The organism is Brevibacillus laterosporus, from assembly GCA_007833815.1.
Classification (GTDB): domain Bacteria; phylum Bacillota; class Bacilli; order Brevibacillales; family Brevibacillaceae; genus Brevibacillus_B; species Brevibacillus_B laterosporus_D.
Genome location: CP033464.1, coordinates 5,490,029 through 5,507,500 on the forward strand (window position 1 = coordinate 5,490,029; position 17,472 = coordinate 5,507,500).

General features: G+C 41.6%; 14 protein-coding genes, 14 tRNA genes and 1 rRNA gene (1 of these 29 running past the window's edge). 3 read left to right on the top strand and 26 right to left on the bottom strand.

From position 1 onward, the window contains the following. Window positions 1–226: 226 nt before the first annotated feature. The 4 genes from EEL30_26895 to tnpA form a co-directional block, all read right to left on the bottom strand. Entirely contained in the window at window positions 227–745 is a 519-nt protein-coding gene (locus tag EEL30_26895) for a thiol peroxidase (protein QDX95579.1), read from the bottom strand. Window positions 746–840: 95 nt separating this feature from the next. Then, window positions 841–1,368: a hypothetical protein gene (locus EEL30_26900; protein QDX95580.1), complete on the bottom strand. Its 528-nt coding sequence runs from the start codon at window positions 1,366–1,368 to the stop codon at window positions 841–843. Window positions 1,369–1,733: 365 nt separating this feature from the next. Beyond that, window positions 1,734–2,789: a transposase gene (locus EEL30_26905; protein ID QDX95581.1), complete on the bottom strand. Its 1,056-nt coding sequence runs from the start codon at window positions 2,787–2,789 to the stop codon at window positions 1,734–1,736. A 4-nt stretch (window positions 2,790–2,793) separates the two neighbouring features. Next, window positions 2,794–3,192: an IS200/IS605 family transposase gene (tnpA, locus tag EEL30_26910; GenBank protein QDX95582.1), complete on the bottom strand. Its 399-nt coding sequence runs from the start codon at window positions 3,190–3,192 to the stop codon at window positions 2,794–2,796. A gap of 93 nt (window positions 3,193–3,285) precedes the next feature. Between tnpA and EEL30_26915 the strand changes: the two genes are divergently transcribed. Continuing rightward, complete coding sequence (locus EEL30_26915) at window positions 3,286–3,492, top strand: hypothetical protein (protein QDX95583.1); 207 nt, start codon at window positions 3,286–3,288, stop codon at window positions 3,490–3,492. A gap of 16 nt (window positions 3,493–3,508) precedes the next feature. Here the strand turns inward: EEL30_26915 and EEL30_26920 are convergent, their stop codons facing one another. Beyond that, entirely contained in the window at window positions 3,509–4,336 is an 828-nt protein-coding gene (locus tag EEL30_26920) for a DUF2837 family protein (protein ID QDX95584.1), read from the bottom strand. 366 nt (window positions 4,337–4,702) lie between these two features. On the opposite strand from EEL30_26920, the gene pyc reads away from it, so the two are divergent. Then, a complete protein-coding gene (gene pyc, locus EEL30_26925) occupies window positions 4,703–8,146 on the top strand; it encodes a pyruvate carboxylase (protein QDX95585.1) in 3,444 nt (1,147 codons plus the stop codon). 78 nt (window positions 8,147–8,224) lie between these two features. Here the strand turns inward: pyc and ytfJ are convergent, their stop codons facing one another. The 6 genes from ytfJ to EEL30_26955 all read right to left on the bottom strand — a co-directional run bounded on the left by ytfJ (window position 8,225) and on the right by EEL30_26955 (window position 13,063). Next, window positions 8,225–8,692 (bottom strand): sporulation protein YtfJ, encoded by a 468-nt coding sequence (ytfJ, locus tag EEL30_26930; GenBank protein QDX95586.1) that lies wholly within the window; start codon window positions 8,690–8,692, stop codon window positions 8,225–8,227. Next, window positions 8,665–9,336 (bottom strand): DUF2953 domain-containing protein, encoded by a 672-nt coding sequence (locus EEL30_26935; protein ID QDX95587.1) that lies wholly within the window; start codon window positions 9,334–9,336, stop codon window positions 8,665–8,667. Before EEL30_26935 ends, ytfJ begins: the two co-directional genes overlap by 28 nt. A gap of 57 nt (window positions 9,337–9,393) precedes the next feature. Further along, window positions 9,394–10,530 (bottom strand): hypothetical protein, encoded by a 1,137-nt coding sequence (locus EEL30_26940; GenBank protein ID QDX95588.1) that lies wholly within the window; start codon window positions 10,528–10,530, stop codon window positions 9,394–9,396. Between the two features lie 193 nt (window positions 10,531–10,723). Next, on the bottom strand, window positions 10,724–10,927 hold the full coding sequence (locus tag EEL30_26945; GenBank protein ID QDX95589.1) for an alpha/beta-type small acid-soluble spore protein: 204 nt from the start codon (window positions 10,925–10,927) through the stop codon (window positions 10,724–10,726). Between the two features lie 420 nt (window positions 10,928–11,347). Then, window positions 11,348–11,896, bottom strand: coding sequence for a hypothetical protein (locus EEL30_26950; GenBank protein ID QDX95590.1), 549 nt, complete (start codon window positions 11,894–11,896; stop codon window positions 11,348–11,350). Window positions 11,897–12,343: 447 nt separating this feature from the next. Next, window positions 12,344–13,063 (bottom strand): TerC family protein, encoded by a 720-nt coding sequence (locus EEL30_26955; protein ID QDX95591.1) that lies wholly within the window; start codon window positions 13,061–13,063, stop codon window positions 12,344–12,346. Window positions 13,064–13,304: 241 nt separating this feature from the next. Between EEL30_26955 and EEL30_26960 the strand changes: the two genes are divergently transcribed. Then, window positions 13,305–14,468, top strand: coding sequence for a sensor histidine kinase (locus tag EEL30_26960; GenBank protein QDX95900.1), 1,164 nt, complete (start codon window positions 13,305–13,307; stop codon window positions 14,466–14,468). A 275-nt stretch (window positions 14,469–14,743) separates the two neighbouring features. Here EEL30_26960 and EEL30_26965 read toward each other — a convergent pair. The 15 genes from EEL30_26965 to EEL30_27035 form a co-directional block, all read right to left on the bottom strand. After that, window positions 14,744–14,817, bottom strand: a tRNA-Gly gene (locus EEL30_26965). Window positions 14,818–14,825: 8 nt separating this feature from the next. Further along, a tRNA-Leu gene (locus EEL30_26970) sits at window positions 14,826–14,912 on the bottom strand. Window positions 14,913–14,926: 14 nt separating this feature from the next. Next, a tRNA-Pro gene (locus tag EEL30_26975) sits at window positions 14,927–15,000 on the bottom strand. Window positions 15,001–15,011: 11 nt separating this feature from the next. Beyond that, window positions 15,012–15,088 (bottom strand) — tRNA-Arg (locus tag EEL30_26980). 4 nt (window positions 15,089–15,092) lie between these two features. Continuing rightward, window positions 15,093–15,168 (bottom strand) — tRNA-Gly (locus tag EEL30_26985). A gap of 9 nt (window positions 15,169–15,177) precedes the next feature. Then, window positions 15,178–15,253 (bottom strand) — tRNA-Lys (locus EEL30_26990). 5 nt (window positions 15,254–15,258) lie between these two features. Continuing rightward, window positions 15,259–15,343, bottom strand: a tRNA-Tyr gene (locus EEL30_26995). 8 nt (window positions 15,344–15,351) lie between these two features. Next, window positions 15,352–15,427: transfer RNA gene (locus EEL30_27000), tRNA-Thr, on the bottom strand. A 37-nt stretch (window positions 15,428–15,464) separates the two neighbouring features. Next, a tRNA-Asp gene (locus tag EEL30_27005) sits at window positions 15,465–15,541 on the bottom strand. Window positions 15,542–15,548: 7 nt separating this feature from the next. Next, window positions 15,549–15,625, bottom strand: a tRNA-Met gene (locus tag EEL30_27010). A gap of 18 nt (window positions 15,626–15,643) precedes the next feature. Next, window positions 15,644–15,719 (bottom strand) — tRNA-Val (locus tag EEL30_27015). A gap of 9 nt (window positions 15,720–15,728) precedes the next feature. Continuing rightward, window positions 15,729–15,805, bottom strand: a tRNA-Glu gene (locus EEL30_27020). Window positions 15,806–15,815: 10 nt separating this feature from the next. Then, a tRNA-Thr gene (locus tag EEL30_27025) sits at window positions 15,816–15,891 on the bottom strand. Between the two features lies 1 nt (window position 15,892). After that, a tRNA-Asn gene (locus EEL30_27030) sits at window positions 15,893–15,967 on the bottom strand. A 59-nt stretch (window positions 15,968–16,026) separates the two neighbouring features. Beyond that, a 23S ribosomal RNA gene (locus tag EEL30_27035) occupies window positions 16,027–17,472 on the bottom strand; it runs 1,486 nt beyond the window's last position.

Genomic DNA, 17,472 nt, shown 5'->3' on the forward strand with positions numbered 1-17,472 from the left:
TTTTTAAAAATAATTTTATCCATATTATGGGGTAGCCTATCTATAAAAGTCAACAATTTTGCCAATTGTTATCATAATCCTACAAAAAAAACCAAGTAGTCTATTTCTTCCTCGATGCGAAAAAGGTTTTCATAATATGTAACTTTTTCTAACGTGAAAAAGCCCTCTCCAATGAGACGGCTTCTTTACTTACTTTATGAAAAAAGAAATAGGGAACGTTCTTTCCTTATTTCGCTGCTTTTACTGCTTCAATCGCTGCTTCGTAGTTTGGATGCTGGCCTACAGCCGGCAGATATTCTACGTAAACAACTTTGTCGTTAGAATCTACTACGAATATCGCGCGGGACAATAGACGAAGTTCTTTGATAACTACGCCATAAGCCAAACCAAAAGAAAGATCACGGTGATCAGATACGGTTTGAACCTTATCAATGCCAGCGGCTCCACACCAACGTGCTTGCGCAAATGGCAAATCTACAGAAACGGTTAGAATCGTTACATTGTCTAGCTTAGCTGCCTCTTCGTTAAAACGACGTGTTTGTTGATCACAAACACCTGTATCTAAAGAAGGTACTACAGAAATAAGACGAATCGTGCCTTTGGAATCTGCCAGCTTTACTGGGCTTAGATTGTTTGCAAGTACGGTAAACTCAGGAGCTGTATCTCCCACTTTAACTTCTGGACCTAGTAGCGTAACCGATTGATCTTTAAAAGTAACAACACCTTGACGTTCGATTGTAGACATAGGTAACCCTCCTCCAACTTTGTAGCTATGTAGTACAATTATCATACATGTTTTTATGAAACATTTCACTATCAAAATGTTTAAAAGCTGAATTCTTAATGTAAATAGCGTTTAGGTCTATGTTTTCTATGTTCCATCTTTATAATTTCTTTGACTTCATGTTCAAACAATCCGTCGCTTTTCACATTTAACTCATGACATCGCAAAATAGCATGATACAAAGCAAATGTAAAGCTTACCCCTTTTAGGACATAGTAGCTATTCATAGTGTCTGGATCAAGAGTATTAACAATTTCTACACGATAATTATGTTTCTCCATTCCAATAGGTGCCATATAGCCCATATCCTTTAAAATGCCACCAACATCAAATATGCCATGATCGTCATAATCAAATGTACCCGTTCCCATCACCATTAAATCAAGTAATTGAATCACACTCATTCGCTCTAAATTCAAGGGTTTAGGTAGCGAAATCACAGAACCATCCTCGTTTACGACATATACTTTATCCCGATAGCCAAAAATAAATTCACTGGGATCGGTATCTTGATCAAATAACCATTGTTTGCGCGGAATAAGTAAGCGCCAAATTTCCGCTGGTTCTCTTCTCAACAGGTCCATATGATTCCCTCCTCTCCCCATTTTGGACAAAAAAAAGAAGCGGTAAACCGTTTCATGCCGGATACACCATCCAAACAGGATCAGATTAATTTAATCTTATCATCTGTCTTACACTACCTAACATAGGCAACAATTGGTTTATTGCTTAAAAATTACGGTTTACTGCCTTTTTTATATGCCGCTACAAAACATTAATATGTCCAGGTATATCCCCATTTGAGACTCCCACGGCTAAAGCCGGAGCTGACACCTTCGGTATCATTGGGATTCTTAGGTGGTAGTCGGTCGTGCATTTCTGCTAACCGTAGTTCCCCCAAGTTCAGGGCTGTCTCATCAGCCCGTCCTAAGACAGTGCATATAGCATCTTAGGCTGACAGACTGTTACCATCTGCCACAGGTTGATTCATGATATTGATCGCTCCAACCCGATCACGATGAGCGTTGAATCCGCATGAACATTCGTACCTTCTATCTTTCACTTTGTTCTTCTCCGCACAGGCAGGACAAGATTGAGAAGTGTAGGAAGGATTTACCTCCACAACCTTTATGCCGACAAGGTTTGCTTTGTAGGAGATGAATTGTTGAAGCTGATAAAAAGTCCAACTATGCAGATTCTTTGCGTTTTTGCGGCTTGTTCTTGCCGTCTTGCGAATATTCTCTAGTCGTTCAAGCTTGATTATTGACACACCTTCCTGAATGGCTGTATCGACAATTTGCCGACTAATCTTATGGTTTTGATCTTTCATCCAACGTTGCTCTTTATTACCGAGCTTACGAATGGCAGACAGTTTTTTGAGTTTACCTAATGTACGTCTACGTTGTTGGTGCTTTCTTCGTATGTACTTGTTTTGTCTGCCGTTTCCAAAGAATCGGGTTTTACCTGTAGAAGTGACAGAAACAGCAGGAACTTTCAAACCAAGATCAATACCCATGATGTTTTCTTTGTTTGTTACGCTTGTAGGTACTTCTACCGAAATTTGAGCGTACCATTTCCCTGACTTTTCGACGATACGCATCAATCCAAGTTTGGCTTTTCTTAACAGTTCCATATCTCTGCTAGTCGCTGTAGCACGAAACGCTGTTTTCTTCGTCTTTTTATCTACAACGATAGGGAAAGCAACTGTATTTTCGGATACCGTGTAGTTTTGATTGTTAACGAAATATACAGATTTTTTAAGAATTGGACGAACACCAAGTTTCTTGATTTTACTGAAAACACTTTTGGCATCACGAATCGCTTGATTACAAACGGCAGACGGAAGAATTGTTTCTACATCTTTTGTAGTCATTTTCGGAAATGCCCCTCGTTGTTCAGCCCGTTTGGTTAGCTGATTGACTACCCGAATGTACTCATTTCCTAATTGACGTAGAATGGCTGGTTGATCAGGAAATATGCGTATCTTAACGGTTAAAGCTTGCATGTGTTCACCCCCTTTTCTTTTGTTCTTCAACATAACGCTTTACTGTTTCGCTTGATACGTTTCCTGCTGTACTAACGAAAAAAGAACGTGTCCACAGACTAGGCAAATGAGCAAGATGCTTAAACTCCTGCCTTACTATTCGAGAGGTCACTCCCTTCACTTTTGCCATTACGTCTGATGGAGAATCGGTGGGAAGACAGTTCAGGAACAGATGGACATGATCGGGCATAATCTCCATTTCCACAATAAGCCAGCTATTCTGATGGCATATTTCAGCCAATAGCTCCTTGAATCGAATTTCCACTTGGTTTACTAACACTTTTCTTCGATAACGAGGGCAGAAAACAAAATGATAGTTAATGAGAGATACTGTTGTAGCTGTACGTCTATATTCTTGTCCCATAAAACAATTGTATCAGTTTAATTGTACAACTACAACAATTAAACGAAAAGAAAAGTACACGCACATGTGCTAGGTGTTTGCCCCGCCCATCCCATGAAGGGATGTTCTGGCAAAGCCGTCTTTCATCCCACGATTAAAACCGTGGGCTTTCAGTCGGCAATTACTGTAATAAAAATGGTAGGTCGGTCTACAAAAAAGGCGCATTCCTCCATTTCAAAAGGAATTGCGCTGAATGCGACCATTTACATATTCCAAAAAGACAAGCAAATAAAAAAACATTTTATAAACAAAGCGTCATAATCTCTCTCCTGTTCCCCTAAATATGTGGAGCAATTAGTGATATCAAGTAGGCGAATGGAAATAGTAAAAGCTGAGCAATTACTGTACCCAATAACCGTCCGGCGCCGAGGTGAAATACGGTAACTTTTAAATCCTTATACGGTCGGGCATCACTTACTACATCATCGAGTAGCTTTGAACAAATCGGGTCAACAAAAATAACCAGTAGAATCGTTCCCACTCCATTAATGACCGTCGCCATTTGGTTTGCTACGGTACGATGGTCAGGCACGAGCACCCCTGCATACAACGAGGATAAAATAGCAATGGAGTAAAACGAAAAGATGATGGCATTCATCCAAAAGAAATTTACACCTATGCGGGTTTCTTTTATGACTTGCCAATTATTCCGAAACGATGGAATCCAAAATTGGGAGGGCATTTTCCAAAACAGACGCAGAAAACCTTCGCTAAGAAAGATTTTAGGAACACTGCCATGCTTATCTAATTTACGTGTACCAATGGCTAGTACACGTGCAACCGTAGGCAATAAGAACATACCTAGCACGATACCCATACTCATTCCAAGCAAAACAATTCGAAAATTTATTAACAACTCATTGATCAATTCCTGATAGTTCATGAACGGAATCTTATCCTTGAAGCGAGTAACAGCCTCTAGCATAGAGGCCAACAGAATGGACTGACTCATAACAGCAAACCGGGCGAATAACACCAAAATGTTGAAAAGCGAAGTAGACGCCCCTATTTTCCCTGTACGTGCACCAGAAAGACGTGCAGCATAGGATACAGTCTCTACACAGCTAATCAACATGGTAACCACCACCACGATCATTAGTTTCATAATAAGTATTCTCCTATTCACATTACCATAACTGTGCAATTTATAATTCTTTTCGTCAACGCTAACCTATTTTATAATGTTTCGTAGTAGAAGAAAAGTATCTTTCCCTGTGAATGGAGTTTATTCCCTATGTCTTACTTTCAGAGTTACTAGCTCATTATGAAAGTAACTTCTTTATCGTTTTGTTCAAAGCCATCTTTTTTGGGTATAGTTGTAGATAAAGTCACGAATTTGACTCATTAACTCAAAAGGCAAGAAATATGGTACGAAAAATAATGTAAATACAGGTGTTTTTCTGTATCATTGAAAGAAACCACATGATAGAGTTACTGACCTACCACTTACATACCGATAGGGGAGAAAATCATGGAGCAGAGAAAAATTAAAAGACTGCTGGTAGCAAACCGCGGGGAAATTGCCATACGCATTTTCCGCGCTGCTACTGAGTTAACAATCCGTACTGTAGCCATCTACTCAGAGCAAGACAATATTTCGTTACATCGATTCAAAGCAGATGAGTCTTACTTAATTGGCGAAGGAAAAGGACCGATTGAAGCTTATCTGGATATTGAGGGAATCATCGAGATTGCTAAGAGACACAATATCGATGCCATCCATCCAGGATATGGGTTCTTATCAGAAAATGAGGAGTTTGCCCGTCGTTGTAAGGAAGAAGGAATAATTTTCATTGGCCCCTCCTCAGACTTAATCCAAAAATTTGGTGATAAAGTAGAAGCCCGTAAGCTGGCAATTGAAGCCGGTATACCTGTTATTCCAGGTACGGAAGGCACTATTGAATCTTTGGATGATGCCCTAGATTTTTCACGTCAATCAGGTTTCCCTATTATTATCAAAGGTGTTTCTGGCGGTGGCGGTCGCGGTATGCGAATTGTTCGAGGTCCAGAAGAATTGCAGGAAGGCTTAGAGAGAGCACGATCAGAAGCGCACTCTTCCTTTGGAAACGCAGAGGTTTATCTAGAACGATATCTAGAAAATCCAAAACATATTGAAGTACAAATTATAGGCGATCAGCATGGTAATCTCGTCCACTTATTTGAACGCGATTGCTCTATCCAGCGCCGCCATCAAAAAGTCGTAGAAGTGGCACCTAGTACAACACTTTCAGATGAGCTACGAGAAGAAATTTGCCAATCTGCACTTACATTAATGAAAACAGCTGGTTATTCGAATGCAGGAACGGTTGAGTTTTTACTCACATCAGACAATAAATTTTACTTTATTGAGGTAAACCCACGTATTCAAGTAGAACACACCATTACGGAGCTTATCACCGGCATTGATATCGTACAAACCCAAATTCGTGTAGCAGAAGGTTTACATTTAAGTGATCCACAGATAGGTATTACATCTCAAAAAGATATCACTATGAGCGGTTATGCGATTCAGTGTCGCGTCACAACCGAAGATCCAGAAAATGGATTTATCCCCGATGCTGGTAAATTGTTGGCGTGGCGCTCTGGAGAAGGATTCGGAGTACGTTTGGATGGGAACAATGGATATCCTGGCGCTGTCATTACTCCATACTATGACTCCCTGCTAGTTAAAATTTGTACCTATGCCAATACGTTTGAACAAGCTTCCCGCAAAATGCTTCGTAGCTTACGAGAATTTCGAATTCGTGGCGTAAAGACCAACCTACCATTTTTAAAAAATGTGGTCACACATCCTGATTTTTTGTCAGGTAATTACAATACCTCGTTTATTGATACAAAGCCAGAGCTATTCAAGTTCCCTGGTGTACAAGACCGTGGTACTCGTTTGCTCAATTACCTTGGAAATATCTCAGTTAATGGCTATCCTGGGCTATCTAAAGAGGAAAAACCAATATTCCATGCTCCACGTGTTCCAAAAACTCCGTTCGACCAGCCATATCCAGCTGGTACGAAACAGATTTTGGAACTGGAAGGCGTTGAAGGTTTAACTAAATGGATTCAAAATCAAAACCAAGTATTAGTTACAGATACCACCTTCCGCGACGCCCATCAATCCTTATTTGCAACACGGGTACGTACCTATGATATGCTTGCCATCGCTGAAGCAACAGGCAAATTAGGTGGAGATTTATTCTCCTTGGAAATGTGGGGCGGTGCTACGTTTGATACCAGCATGCGCTTTTTAAGTGAATCACCGTGGGAACGTTTGCGTCTGTTACGCGAAAAAATTCCAAATGTCTTATTCCAAATGCTTTTGCGCGGTGCAAACGCGGTTGGCTACACCAATTATCCAGACAATGCAGTTAAAGCTTTCATTAAAGCATCTGCCGATAATGGTATTGACGTATTCCGCATTTTCGACAGCCTCAACTGGTTGCCAGGTATGGAGCTGGCCATTAACTCTGTACGCGAATCAGGCAAAGTAGCAGAAGCAGCCATTTGTTATACCGGTGATATCCTTGATCCGAATCGAACAAAATACTCGTTATCCTACTATATAGAACTAGCCAAACAACTTGAAAAAGCAGGTGCTAACATCCTCGCTATCAAGGACATGGCTGGACTCTTGAAACCATATGCCGCTTATCAGCTTGTCCATTCTCTGAAGCAGGAGATCGGTATTCCGATTCATCTGCATACACATGACAGTTCCGGTAATGGTGGCGCTACGTTGGTAAAAGCTATTGAAGCAGGTGTAGATATTGTTGATGCTTCCGTTAGCTCTATGTCTGGTCTCACGTCCCAACCAAGCCTTAATGCTCTTGTTGCCTTGTTAGAAGGAAGCGAGCGGGATACTAAGCTTAATCTAAACGGTTTCAATAAATTATCGGATTACTGGGAAGATGTACGCCCCATGTACCAAGGCTTTGCAAGTGATATGAAAACCACTAGTGCTGAAGTTTACCAGCATGAGATGCCGGGTGGTCAGTACTCTAATTTGGAACAACAAGCAAAGGCTGTTGGTTTGGAAGGTCGCTGGGACGAAGTGAAGAAGATGTACAGTACCGTCAATAAGATGTTTGGCGATATTGTTAAAGTAACTCCATCTTCCAAAGTGGTTGGCGATATGGCACTGTTTATGGTTCAAAATGACTTAGATGAACAGAACGTATATGAAAAAGGGGATCGAATCGACTTCCCGGACAGTGTTATTCAATTCTTCCAAGGCTATCTAGGACAAACACCTAATGGTTTCCCTGAAAAGCTACAACATGTTATTTTAAAAGGACGCAAAGCATTTACATGCCGACCTGGTGAATTGCTTTCCCCTATCGATTTTGACAAGACCAAAGAAGAAGTAGAAGAAAAAGTGGAACGCAAGGTAGATGACCTAGAAGTCTTGTCTTACATCATGTACCCTCAGGTGTTCTTACAATATGAACAGACAAACAAATTATATGGTGACTTGTCCAATTTAGAGACGTCCACTTTCTTCTATGGCTTGCGTTTAGGTGAAGAAACCTCCGTTACTATTGAACAAGGTAAGACGTTAATTATTAAACTCAACAATATTGGAGAGGTTCTCCCTGACGGAACGCGTAAAGTGAACTTTGATTTGAATGGTCAAAACCGTGTCATCACTGTTCGAGATCTATCTGCACAGGTATCAGCCTTAATACGTTTAAAAGCTGATCGTAAAAACCCAGGTCATATCGGTGCCTCTATGCCAGGTAAAATTCTAAAAGTATTGGTAAAACCGGGCGATTCTATTTCCCGTGGACACAATTTAATTGTAAGTGAAGCAATGAAAATGGAGACAACCCTTCAGGCACCTTCGGATGGTACAATCAAAGCTATTCACGTTAAAGAAGGAGATAGTATTGAAGTAGGAGATCTGTTAGTCGAACTCGAGTAGCCATAGAACAAAAAAGAGCTGTTGAGGATTGTTCCCCCAACAGCTCTTTTTTTGTAAGTAGCAAAACGTTACCTAGCCTTATTGCTTATCTAACAAATCGCCCAGATCTTCGTGAACTTGTTGTGGAGACACTCCAGTATGTGAACAGCTTTCTTCACCTTGATTTTTCTTGTTGTTACACATGCCTGAGAATTTATCCACAATTTGCGGGATAGAATCTAGGATGCGATCATACAAATGGGTAGCGTTTTCCAGTGGAATAGAACGAACCCCCTGCTTGCCAACAACTAGAAAAGCGACAGGTGTAATAGAGACACCTCCACCGCTACCCCCACCAAATGGATGGCTGTGGTCCGGATGATGATCTCCTGTTATCTTGAATTCACTACCCCCTGAAGCAAAACCAAAGCCTACTTTTGAAATGGGCAGGATGACGCTTCCATCCGGTGTTTCAACCGGATCGCCAATAATGGTATTGACGTCCACCATATGCTTTAAATTTTCCATGGTGGTTTTCATTAAACCCTGAATGGGGTGATCTGCCATTTCCTCGCACGCCCTTTCTTCATTTTGATTGCGATACGAACTAACGCGACAATAACGTGTCCTACCCGAAAGAAAAGAACACAAGAAAGTTCGGTTCGGATGATAGTAGCATTCCACATCGGTTCTACAGTAATACGCGGCATTTCCTGCAAAGAAATGTAATAGGAGAGCATAGACGCCAACATATTTTTTATTCCTAAAACTAAACCGATCAGAGTTCCTGTAGCTGCCGCGTCCCCTGTGCCAATTATGGTTTGCCACTGTAGCTTTTCACAATACACATGCCGAAGAGCTTGGCGGAATATTGGATAAAAATCCTGTATCCGTTCAATCAGCTCCTGAACACGATGCAACCAGGATTCAACATCCTCTGTATCAATACTGCTCTTACTTTCCGTATTAGAAAGAACGTCCCCCTCCTTTTTTATTTTTGCAACCACTTCAGGATGATTGTTTTTATTTAATTTGAGATTAATCATAGGTAGCTCATAATTCAATTTAATTAGTTTCCAAATTTGAATATGTATGGTAAAAATATCATTTTCCTTTTTCCGATGATAATGTAAAAAAATTTTAATAGGGGTAATCATAATCAAGATCAGTAAAAGAAACAGTACAATCAGAACTCCCCAAAACCAATGCACAAAAAAGCCTCCCTTCGCTTTTGTAGTATGAGCGATTTGGAAGGCAAATATGACCAGTTAATTTAAGATATACACTTTTGCTTGCTGAATACCATGATCTCTCGCCTGCTTAGGAGAAGTCATAAACAAATCAATGTGGTTTTTTTTCACTTTGGAACCAATGTTCGCGGCTACAGCATACCCGTAGCCCTCAATATATAAATGGGTGCCTAAAGGTATTACTGAAGGATCAACTGCTACAATCCCCTCTCGTAAGTCCCAGCCGAGATATCCCTTAGTTGGACCATTGGTAAAATCATAGGCTGTGGTTTGCACTTGTAGGACACGCTTATAAGAAAATTCGACAGGGTTCGTGTGTTTCGATAAAGCATCTTGTTTGTTCGGTAAAAATAACGAGTAGTAAACCTGACTAGCAGCTTCTGCACGTGTTACCTTTTTCCTAGGCTCCAGCTTTCCATTCAAGGCTTTCTGAGTTTCTTTATTTTGCAAAGCATAGGCATATTCTCTTTGACTCCATGTAGGAACCTCTTGACTGTCAGGATAGTTTTTTAACGTATCATAGGTTGTTGACCATTTTACATTATTTACTTCTCCACTTTTACCACTTGCTCTATTTAGAAAGGCAATCAATTCTTGCCTTTCTACATAGCTATTAGGGTTGAGCATTCGTTTCCCGTTCTCCACAGTTCCCTGAATTATTCCTAGGCGATACGCTGTTTCAGCATAAGGTGAAAGCCAATTATTCAAGGGTACATCACTAAAGCTGCTTTTTCCTTTAGTAGCAGGTTCAATTTGCTTGCTCTTCAATAGCAGAACAATGAATTCACCCATGGTAATCTCTTCATCAGGACGAAAAAGTCCATCTTGATCGGATATGACCTTGTTCTCGTATAGAGATTTGATTTCCTTTTCAGCCCAATGACCGACTACATCTTTTATGGTGTCAACCTGATCTTTCTCAACATGTTCCTTATTGTTCTGTTCTGTTTTTTGTTTCGAATCTTCTAACTCAACTTCTGAAGAATCATTTTTTCCTTCCGGTGTTGCGTATCTATTTTGACCTTGATTAGTTTCTTCTTCATCGTTTGTAGATGCTGTTTCCTGTTGGGATTCACCCTTTTCTTCTGCTTGTATGACACCTGCTTGCATACCGAACAAACATGCCATACACGCAATCAGCATTTTCCGTAACATGCATCAACCTCCTAAAGTAATGTATCGTTCTATGTTGATAAGCCTCATTTTCCATTCTAATAAATACCTCAGCCTTTTCAATGCACAAATGTTTCCATTTTATTTTATAACACGATAAATATTTTATTTTTTTGTTATATTTGTATGTAAAAAAGACGCCGATTAAGGCGCCTTTTACCATCCAGATATTCAATTATTGACGGCCAGACAATTGTTGTTCAGCAAAACTTACAAGACGTTTTGTGATTTCGCCACCAACAGAACCGTTTTGACGAGATGTTGTGTCAGGACCAAGTTGAACACCAAATTCAGATGCGATTTCGTATTTCAATTGATCAAGAGCTTGGTTTGCTTGAGGTACCAGAAGGTTGTTGCTAGATCCGTTGTTGTTTGACATATCTAGTCACTCCAATCTAAATTTTTGGCTACCAACTTTTCGTTAGCAGCATTCAAAATGCAAAGACTAGTCCTTATATTTTCAATGCTACTAACCAAACTTATAGGAATAAATAAATCTTTTGACGTTGCCATCCATACCGTTTTGGCAACTTTGTAAGTTTACTATGTGTGAAATTTGCTAGCTGTATTCCTGCCAATTTTTATCCAAAAACATTGTCTGGTCGCTTACCCTTCCTTTTTCAAGAGTTTAATCATTGTTAAATTTTTTTATGCAGTGTGTTATCTTTCTTTGAGAAATCAAACTTACTTAAATCAACTTGTCTGGTTCCCTAAAAGTAGAATGGTAAAAAAACACCCTTTTCAATCTAGCAGTTTTCTCCAGTATTCTTTGGTTATTTTTACTTCCCTACATTTCCTGCTATGAATAAAAACGTTTGAGCAATTCTTCCTTGGACATAAATACGCGAGTAAGTGGATCAATTGATGTAGGAGCCTTTCTTCCTTTAGGATGCATGACAATCTTTAATAAAGTAAGATACCACCGTTTAAATTTGAAGTACCAAACATCTGGAACAGGAGACATAGAAAACCCAAGTTGCCCACTTCCTTTGAATAGCATAGTTGTGCCCACAATCCCTTTAATCTCTCGTTCTTTTGGGTGAGATATGAGCATTTTAGCTAGCTGAGGCAATGACTTTCTGACTTCACGAACCAGCGTCAGTCCGATCTGTACATCACTGTGAATTCCCATGCTACGCTTAGCTAACAAATAATTATGGATGTGAAGTCGGATAACAACGTCTCCCTTTTGGATAACAATACCATTGTCAGTTTGTAGCGTTTCACCACGGTATGTTCGGATAGCATAGCGAAAGATATTCTGTTCCTTTTGAATGTAATTTAATCTGCTACAGCAATGATAAATCTTATCCCAGATGCCCCATAGGGTGAGCATGGCAACGTTCAATCGACTCGTCTCCTTTATTATTTCTGTCCTCCATTTCTGCAAAATCTATGTTAGTATGACCCATTTCCACTAAAGTAACGCGAGAAGTGAATGACTAAGTGAATGCAGTACTGTATGATATAATCTTGTCCACAGTGGTACTACCATCTATATGTTCGTTTTACTGAAATAATTGATTAGAAGTGTAAAATTCTTCTATATTTTGTCTAATACATACCATAGCCTATATCTAAATGCGGTGTATCCATCTCCAATCTCATGCTTCTTTTGTGTTCCTATTATCCGGTTCGTTAGAGGCAAATCGATACCTCAGAGACAGTACCAGTAATTTCAAATCTCCTTTTTCCAGACCAACCTAGAAGGTCAGTGAATGCTTTATTTAGATCCTACAATTGTTACTCTTTGTTCACAAAAAAACAGACCAGGAAATAATCCCAGCCTGTTCTTTTATGTGCGACGGCTACGCCATTTACCAAGCAATAACACTACTATAACCACCATCCCAGATATAACCTGAGGGGGAATGATCAGATTAGAAGCTATCTTATCAAGGACAAAAGGATCTCCCAAAAACATGTTTACGGCCGTGTAAGCAAGAATACCTGTGCCTACATATAAAAGAATTGGATAGCGATCCAGCAAATTAGCAATCAGACTACTACCAAACATTAACAATGGAATACTTAAAGCAAGACCGATTATCACTAAGATAATATTCCCATTCGCAGCACCACCTACAGCTAGTACGTTATCTAGACTCATAATAAAATCGGCTAAGATAATCGTTTTAATCGCCTGTCCACTGTTTTTGCTGACGTGCACCTCGCTTGTATCCTCTTCTCCGCCCAACAATTTGAGAGCGATGTAGAGCAGCATAACCCCTCCCACCGCTTTAACTAATGGAATAGCGAGCATCCAAGTAGCTACAATCGTAAGTAATACGCGCAAAAGCACAGCACCCAGCGTACCGTATAGGATCGCTTTCTTTCGTTCAATCGGTGGAAGCCCACGGCAGGCCAATCCAATTACAACAGCATTATCTCCACTTAATACCACATCGATAATAAAAATATGAAATAAAGCAAGTAGTGTGTTTGTATCCATGGTTTCTCCCCATTTAGTGTGAGCATCAGGAGCTGTGTCAATTCGATTCGAGGTTGTCCACATTGAAATAGGCACCGCAGATCTTTGTCGAATCTGACTCTCACTTTTCTTTTTGTATTATTATAGGTATCTTTGCGCTATTTACCCATCTTGTATTCTAGTCCCCTTCCGTTACACTTACATGCCAACGTTATACCATCTGACTGAATTCTACGCAAGTAGCTTGCTTTTGTCGGAATTTGACTTACGATTTTTTGACGAATTGGGTATTTTTTGCTTGAAAATAGTTGTATTCTTGATTAGGATGAAGGAGGGTGAAGGTGTAATGGTCAATGTTACATTGCTTACATATGAGCAAATTTCTAAATTTTTAGTAACACTAGTACCTACAATTACGAATAAGTGGTTAGATAAGTTAGAAGATCTCTTTCATCCCTATCGGGTAACTCTACCTAGAAATTTGGCTGAAAAACCATGCTACCTAATCTCACTCCTACTTATGCGTGACACATACGAAGAAGATGTCCGTGAGTCCTCTCATGAAATAGGTAACTGGTTTTGGACTGAAAAGCTCCCTTTATCATTAGCCTTAAAAACATTTCAAATACTATATCATGTATTTATGGATGAAATTCAAGCAAATATATCACCCAATTTGATTACTTCTGAAAAACGCTCCTCTATGGAAAAAAGATTAAAGATATTAATTGATGAAGCCTTATACCAGGCTGTACAAAATTACGAAGATTTGGTACAAAATGAATTAAGTGAAAAAGAAAAAACCATTTCTTATTTACATAATGATAAATTGGAAATACTTGACAAAATTGCGGCTAATATGGCACACGAGTTACGAAACCCTCTTTGCGCCATTGAAGGCTTTCTAAAATTAATTTTGGAAAGTACAAATGGCAATCATGTTTTGGAAAATTATGTACAAGTCGTACTACACGAATTTGATAGTTTCCATCGACAAATTACAGGCTTTCTCAGTTTTTGCAAGAAGCCTATTTTAGATGAAGTTTATAAAAAGGTTTCATTATCTGAGTTACTCCATGAAGTAGAAATACTGCTCACACCAAGGTTACATGCTGAAAACGTGACGTTAATTATGCGTATGGACCCTTGTGATTTGTATTGCTATAAAGAGGGCCTGTCCCAAGTACTCATTCATTTATTAAACAATGCTATTGATGCCGTTAGTTCTAACGTTTACAAGCACGTACAGGTATCCACCTACAAACATACGGACAGTCTTACAATCATGGTAGAAAACAATGGTGAAGAAATACCTCAAGATCTTGTAGAGAAACTTTTTCAACCCTTCTTTTCCACCAAAGACGATAGTACAGGCATTGGATTATCCATCTGTAAAAACATTATTGAAAAACATAATGGTAGCATTTACTGTGAGTCTAATAGTACGGTTACTCGTTTTTTTATTCGATTACCATGCAATTTTCAATAAAATTCTGTTCTGTACGCTTTATCAGAACAGAATTTCTCTGTCATTTCAGATAAATATGTAAAACTAGTAGCATACTTTTATTATATGCATTCTATAACTAAAAAAGCACATAATCCCAGTTACTTCCTTTCCATAGCTGGGATTATGTGCTTCTCATTTTTTATAATTGAATACTTCCTCTAATCATCCGGTAGCATTTATATTTTTCCCGACATATGAAAAAAGAGTTCCCTTTAAAGGAACTCTTTTTTCGAAAACCAGTTCTATGACTTTAATGGAGCGGGTGATGGGAATCGAACCCACGCGACCAGCTTGGAAGGCTGGAGTTCTACCATTGAACTACACCCGCAAATTATGTGGTGCCGAGGACCGGACTTGAACCGGTACGGGAATACTCCCGACAGATTTTAAGTCTGTTGCGTCTGCCTATTCCGCCACCCCGGCAAAAAATGAAAATGTCGGGAAGACAGGATTCGAACCTGCGACACCTTGGTCCCAAACCAAGTACTCTACCAAGCTGAGCTACTTCCCGATATATGTAGATGGCGTGCCCTGAGAGATTCGAACTCCCGACCTTTTGATTCGTAGTCAAACGCTCTATCCGGCTGAGCTAAGGGCACATAATGGAGCGGACGACGGGGCTCGAACCCGCGACCTTCGCCTTGGCAAGGCGACGCTCTACCAATTGAGCTACGTCCGCATAAAAAAATGGTGAGCCATGAAGGACTCGAACCTTCGACCCTCTGATTAAAAGTCAGATGCTCTACCAACTGAGCTAATGGCTCATACATGGTGGGGAGAGACGGATTCGAACCGCCGAACCCGGAGGGAGCAGATTTACAGTCTGCCGTGTTTAGCCACTTCACTATCTCCCCATGTATGGTGGTGCCGGCGATAGGACTTGAACCCACAACCCCCTGATTACAAGTCAGGTGCTCTACCAATTGAGCTACACCGGCAAATTATGTTATTTACATCCGTCATCTTTTAAAAAGATGGCGGAGCTGACGGGACTCGAACCCGCGACCTCCGGTGTGACAGACCGGCGTGAACTCCAACTTCACCACAGCTCCAAAAATTTGGTTGCGGGGACAGGATTTGAACCTGCGACCTTCGGGTTATGAGCCCGACGAGCTACCGAGCTGCTCCACCCCGCGACAATATGAAAATAAAAATGGTGGAGGATGACGGGATCGAACCGCCGACCCTCTGCTTGTAAGGCAGATGCTCTCCCAGCTGAGCTAATCCTCCAAAGTACTATGGTGACCCGTAGGGGATTCGAACCCCTGTATGACAGCGTGAAAGGCTGCTGTGTTAAACCGCTTCACCAACGGGCCAAGCATGTGATGGTGCTCCCGACAGGAATCGAACCTGCGACCTCTTCCTTACCATGGAAACGCTCTACCGACTGAGCTACAGGAGCATGGCTCCTCAGGACGGACTCGAACCGCCAGCCTACCGGTTAACAGCCGGTTGCTCCACCATTGAGCTACTGAGGAACAGTATAAAATAAAACTTGTTCTTTCAAAACTGGATAATGAAAGTCAGCATACAGGCATGTGGATAAGTCCTCGACCGATTAGTATTCGTCAGCTCCATGCATTACTGCACTTCCACACCGAACCTATCAACCTCATCGTCTATGAGGGGTCTTACTAGCTTGCGCTATGGGAAGTCTCATCTTGAAGGGGGCTTCACGCTTAGATGCTTTCAGCGCTTATCCCGTCCGCACATAGCTACCCAGCTGTGCCACTGGCGTGACAACTGGTGCACCAGGGGTGCGTCCATCCCGGTCCTCTCGTACTAAGGACAGCTCTCCTCAAACTTCCTACGCCCGCGACAGATAGGGACCGAACTGTCTCACGACGTTCTGAACCCAGCTCGCGTACCGCTTTAATGGGCGAACAGCCCAACCCTTGGGACCTACTTCAGCCCCAGGATGCGATGAGCCGACATCGAGGTGCCAAACCTCCCCGTCGATGTGGACTCTTGGGGGAGATAAGCCTGTTATCCCCAGGGTAGCTTTTATCCGTTGAGCGATGGCCCTTCCATGCGGAACCACCGGATCACTAAGCCCGACTTTCGTCCCTGCTCGACTTGTAGGTCTCGCAGTCAAGCTCCCTTGTGCCTTTACACTCTACGAATGATTTCCGACCATTCTGAGGGAACCTTTGGGCGCCTCCGTTACTCTTTAGGAGGCGACCGCCCCAGTCAAACTGCCCACCTGGCATGGTCCTTCCACCCGATAAGGGCGGCAAGTTAGAAACTCCGTACATCAAGGGTGGTATCCCAACGACAGCTCCACGAAGGCTGGCGCCCTCGCTTCACAGCTTCCCACCTATTCTGTACATGATGCACAAAGTTTCAATACCAGGCTACAGTAAAGCTCCATGGGGTCTTTCCGTCTTGTCGCGGGTAACCTGCATCTTCACAGGTATTATGATTTCACCGGGTCTCTTGCCGAGACAGCGCCCAAGTCGTTACGCCTTTCGTGCGGGTCGGAACTTACCCGACAAGGAATTTCGCTACCTTAGGACCGTTATAGTTACGGCCGCCGTTTACTGGGGCTTCGGTTCAAAGCTTCGCTTGCGCTAACCCATCCCCTTAACCTTCCAGCACCGGGCAGGCGTCAGCCCCTATACTTCGCCTTGCGGCTTCGCAGAGACCTGTGTTTTTGCTAAACAGTCGCTTGGGCCTTTTCACTGCGGCCTCCTCGGGCTATAAACCCTACCGAGGCGCCCCTTCTCCCGAAGTTACGGGGCCATTTTGCCGAGTTCCTTAGCAAGAGTTATCCCGCGCACCTTAGGATTCTCTCCTCGCCTACCTGTGTCGGTTTGCGGTACGGGCACCTTGTTCCTCGCTAGACGCTTTTCTTGGCAGTGTGAAATCAGGGACTTCGGTACTATAATTTCCCTCGCCATCACAGCTTGTGCTTACTGGTGTGCGGATTTGCCTACACACCACACTTACTGCTTAGACGGCCATCCAATAGGCCGCTCACCCT

Bases quoted from the DNA above. Each gene is read 5' to 3' on its own strand.
- EEL30_26960 (QDX95900.1), top strand. From the start codon at position 13,305: ATGAAGGAGGGTGAAGGTGTAATGGTCAATGTTACATTGCTTACATAT.
- EEL30_26940 (QDX95588.1), bottom strand. From the start codon at position 10,530: ATGTTACGGAAAATGCTGATTGCGTGTATGGCATGTTTGTTCGGTATG.
- EEL30_26905 (QDX95581.1), bottom strand. From the start codon at position 2,789: ATGCAAGCTTTAACCGTTAAGATACGCATATTTCCTGATCAACCAGCC.
- EEL30_26920 (QDX95584.1), bottom strand. From the start codon at position 4,336: ATGAAACTAATGATCGTGGTGGTGGTTACCATGTTGATTAGCTGTGTA.
- EEL30_26945 (QDX95589.1), bottom strand. From the start codon at position 10,927: ATGTCAAACAACAACGGATCTAGCAACAACCTTCTGGTACCTCAAGCA.
- EEL30_26955 (QDX95591.1), bottom strand. From the start codon at position 13,063: ATGTGGACAACCTCGAATCGAATTGACACAGCTCCTGATGCTCACACT.
- ytfJ (QDX95586.1), bottom strand. From the start codon at position 8,692: ATGGCAGATCACCCCATTCAGGGTTTAATGAAAACCACCATGGAAAAT.
- tnpA (QDX95582.1), bottom strand. From the start codon at position 3,192: ATGGGACAAGAATATAGACGTACAGCTACAACAGTATCTCTCATTAAC.
- EEL30_26915 (QDX95583.1), top strand. From the start codon at position 3,286: ATGAAGGGATGTTCTGGCAAAGCCGTCTTTCATCCCACGATTAAAACC.
- pyc (QDX95585.1), top strand. From the start codon at position 4,703: ATGGAGCAGAGAAAAATTAAAAGACTGCTGGTAGCAAACCGCGGGGAA.
- EEL30_26900 (QDX95580.1), bottom strand. From the start codon at position 1,368: ATGGACCTGTTGAGAAGAGAACCAGCGGAAATTTGGCGCTTACTTATT.
- EEL30_26895 (QDX95579.1), bottom strand. From the start codon at position 745: ATGTCTACAATCGAACGTCAAGGTGTTGTTACTTTTAAAGATCAATCG.